The sequence below is a fragment of the Nocardia pneumoniae NBRC 100136 genome (assembly GCF_000308755.1).
GTDB classification, from domain to species: domain Bacteria; phylum Actinomycetota; class Actinomycetes; order Mycobacteriales; family Mycobacteriaceae; genus Nocardia; species Nocardia pneumoniae.
Genome location: NZ_BAGF01000082.1, coordinates 1 through 3522, shown reverse-complemented (window position 1 = coordinate 3522; position 3522 = coordinate 1). Strand labels below are relative to the sequence as shown.

The 3522-nt window shown below is 69.6% G+C and carries 2 protein-coding genes; both read left to right on the top strand.

Translation table 11 applies throughout. The annotated features are described in order from the left end of the window. Nucleotides 1-72 precede the first annotated feature (72 nt). Nucleotides 73-2628, top strand: a complete 2556-nt coding sequence (gene clpB / locus ON34_RS26765; protein ID WP_040784596.1) for an ATP-dependent chaperone ClpB — start codon at nt 73-75, stop codon at nt 2626-2628. Between the two features lie 105 nt (nt 2629-2733). Continuing rightward, nucleotides 2734-3522 (top strand): DUF5666 domain-containing protein, encoded by a 789-nt coding sequence (locus ON34_RS26760; protein ID WP_040784593.1) that lies wholly within the window; start codon nt 2734-2736, stop codon nt 3520-3522.

Below are 3522 nucleotides of genomic sequence, written 5' to 3'. Positions count from 1 at the left end.
GTGCCGAGCCGGACGGCGGTCGTGCGAGATCGCGCTGGGCGCCGTGCGAATCGACTAGTAGGAAGGTGACTCGTGGACTCGTTCAATCCCACCACCAAGACTCAGGCGGCCCTGACCGCCGCACTGCAGGCGGCCTCCGCCGCGGGCAATCCGGAGATCCGTCCGGCGCACTTGCTGGTGGCGTTGCTGGATCAGACCGACGGCATCGCCGCGCCCTTGCTGAAGGCCGTCGGAACCGATCCGGCGACCGTGCGACGCGAGGCACAGGACATCGTGGACCGGCTTCCCCGGGCGACCGGCGCCACCACCTCGCCACAGCTGGGCCGGGAGGCGCTGGCCGCGATCACCGCCGCTCAGCGCCTGGCCACCGAACTCGGCGACGAGTACGTCTCCACCGAGCACGTCATGGTCGGTCTCGCCGACGGCGACTCCGACGTGACGATGCTGCTGGAGAAGTACGGCGCCACCGCGGACGCGCTGCGTTCGGCGTTCACCTCCGTGCGCGGCAGCGCCCGGGTGACCAGCCCCGATCCGGAAGGCACCTACCAGGCGCTGGAGAAGTACTCCACCGACCTCACCGAGGCCGCCCGCACCGGCAAGCTCGACCCGGTGATCGGACGGGACACCGAGATCCGCCGTGTGGTCCAGGTTTTGAGCCGCCGCACCAAGAACAACCCGGTGCTGATCGGCGAGCCCGGCGTCGGCAAGACCGCGATCGTCGAGGGCCTGGCCCAGCGCATCGTGGCGGGCGACGTTCCGGAGTCGTTGCGCGGCAAGTCCGTCGTGGCGCTCGATCTCGGCGCGATGGTCGCCGGCGCGAAGTACCGCGGTGAATTCGAGGAACGGCTCAAGGCCGTGCTGGAGGACATCAAGAACAGCGCGGGCCAGATCATCACGTTCATCGACGAGCTGCACACCATCGTCGGCGCGGGCGCCACCGGCGAATCGGCGATGGACGCGGGCAACATGATCAAGCCGATGCTGGCGCGCGGTGAGCTGCGCCTGGTCGGCGCGACGACGCTGGACGAGTACCGCAAGCACATCGAGAAGGACGCCGCTTTGGAGCGGCGCTTCCAGCAGGTAATGGTCGGGGAGCCGTCGGTGGAGGACACCATCGGCATCCTGCGCGGCATCAAGGAGCGCTACGAGGTGCACCACGGCGTGCGCATCACCGACTCCGCGCTGGTCGCCGCCGCCGCGCTGTCGGACCGCTACATCACTTCCCGATTCCTGCCGGACAAGGCGATCGACCTGGTCGACGAGTCCGCGTCGCGGTTGCGCATGGAGATCGACTCCCGTCCGGTGGAGATCGACGAGGTGGAGCGCGCGGTGCGGCGCTTGGAGATCGAAGAGGTGGCGTTGAGCAAGGAGACCGACGAGGCCTCCAAGCAGCGGCTGGACAAGCTGCGCGCCGAACTGGCCGACGCCAGGGAGCGGCTCAACCAGCTGACCACCCGCTGGCAGAACGAGAAGAACGCGATCGATCAGGTGCGCGGGCTGAAGGAGCAGCTGGAAGCGCTGCGCGGTGAATCGGAGCGCGCCGAGCGCGATGGCGATCTGGGCAAGGCGGCCGAGCTGCGTTACGGCCGCATCCCCGCGCTGGAGAAGCAGCTCGCCGAGGCCGAGAAGTCTTCCGCGGCGGCGGGAGACGGCGAGGTCATGCTGAAGGAGGAGGTCGGGCCCGATGACATCGCCGAGGTGGTGTCGTCGTGGACCGGCATTCCGGTGGGCCGCATGCTCGAAGGCGAGACGCAGAAACTGCTGCGCATGGAGCAGGAGCTGGGCCGTCGCGTGGTCGGGCAGGCCGAGGCGGTGCGGGCGGTGTCCGACGCGGTGCGCCGGTCGCGCGCCGGCGTCGCCGACCCGAACCGCCCGACCGGGTCGTTCATGTTCCTCGGCCCGACCGGTGTCGGCAAGACCGAGCTGGCGAAGGCCTTGGCGGACTTCCTGTTCGACGACGAGCGCGCCATGGTCCGCATCGACATGAGCGAGTACAGCGAGAAGCACTCGGTCGCCCGGCTGGTCGGCGCACCGCCCGGTTACGTCGGCTACGACCAGGGCGGCCAGCTCACCGAGGCGGTGCGGCGCAGGCCCTACACGGTGGTGCTGTTCGACGAGATCGAGAAGGCGCACCCGGACGTGTTCGACATCCTGCTGCAGGTGCTCGACGAGGGCAGGCTCACCGACGGCCAGGGTCGCACCGTGGACTTCCGCAACACGATCCTCATCCTCACCTCCAACCTGGGTGCGGGTGGCGATCGCGAGTTCGTGATGAACGCGGTCCGCTCGGCGTTCAAGCCGGAGTTCCTCAACCGCTTGGACGACGTGGTCATCTTCCATGCCCTCGACGAGGAGCAGTTGGAGAGCATCGTCGACATCCAGCTCGACCAGCTGCAGAAGCGGTTGTCGCAGCGCAGGCTGAAGCTGGACGTCACCGATTCGGCCCGGTTCTGGCTCGCGGTCCGCGGCTACGACCCCGCCTACGGCGCCCGCCCGCTGCGCAGGCTGATCCAGCAGGCCATCGGCGACACCCTCGCCAAGGAACTGCTCGCGGGCGAGGTCACCGACGGCGACAACGTCAAGGTGACGGTCGCGCCGGACGGTGACGGCCTGATCGTCGGCAGGTGAGTTCTCGCCCACTGTGGAGGTCCGCGCCTCCACAGTGGGCGACGCGCAATCCGCCCCTGTCGGCCGGGGAACGCCTGGTGGCAAATACCACCTACGCTGGAATGCATGACCAACCCGAACGATCCGTGGGGACAGCGGCCGGAGGATGCGCCGACCGAGCACCTGGGTCCGCCGGGGAAGTCCGGGTACGGGGAACCGGCGCACACCGCGGAGTACACCGAGGCGTACGGCGTCGGCGCGCCCTCGGAATACCCTCCCACCGAGCAGTACGGCGCATGGGCGCAGCCGGGGCCGAATGCCACCCGAGAGTTCCCGTCCTACGACGCGCAGTGGGCCGCCTACCAGGGCGGTGGCGACAACCGGTGGGCGGGCACGACGGTGCCGCCCGGCGGCGCTCCGCCGCAACAGCCGGGCCCGCCACGGCGCAATACCGGTCTGTGGATCGCGCTCGGTCTCGGCGTCGTGCTGCTGATCGGCGCGGTCGGCGTCGTGGCCGGGATGCTGCTCGGCGGCAGCGACTCCGATTCGAGTGACACCGCGGCGTTTTCGTCGGCGCCGGTCACGACCAGGTCGGCGCCCGGCACCAGGACCGGTGCGCCCACCCCGCCGAGCGGGCTGCCGAGCGTGCCCGGCCTCGGCGATGTCGATGGCCTCGGCACGACCATGGGGACCATCACCGGCAACGACGGGGGCACGCTCACGGTGGACACGGTGCTCGGCAACACCATCACCGTCCGCACCGACGCCAGCACCCAGGTGATCTCGCTGTCCGGCACCAAGGTGTCCGATCTGCCCACCGGCGAGCTGGTGCTGATCCAGGGCGACAAAGCGGCGGACGGATCCATCCAGGCCAAGGTCATCATCGGCACCTCGCTGCCCGGCGGTGGACGATGA

Bases quoted from the DNA above. Each gene is read 5' to 3' on its own strand.
- ON34_RS26760 (WP_040784593.1), top strand. From the start codon at position 2,734: ATGACCAACCCGAACGATCCGTGGGGACAGCGGCCGGAGGATGCGCCG.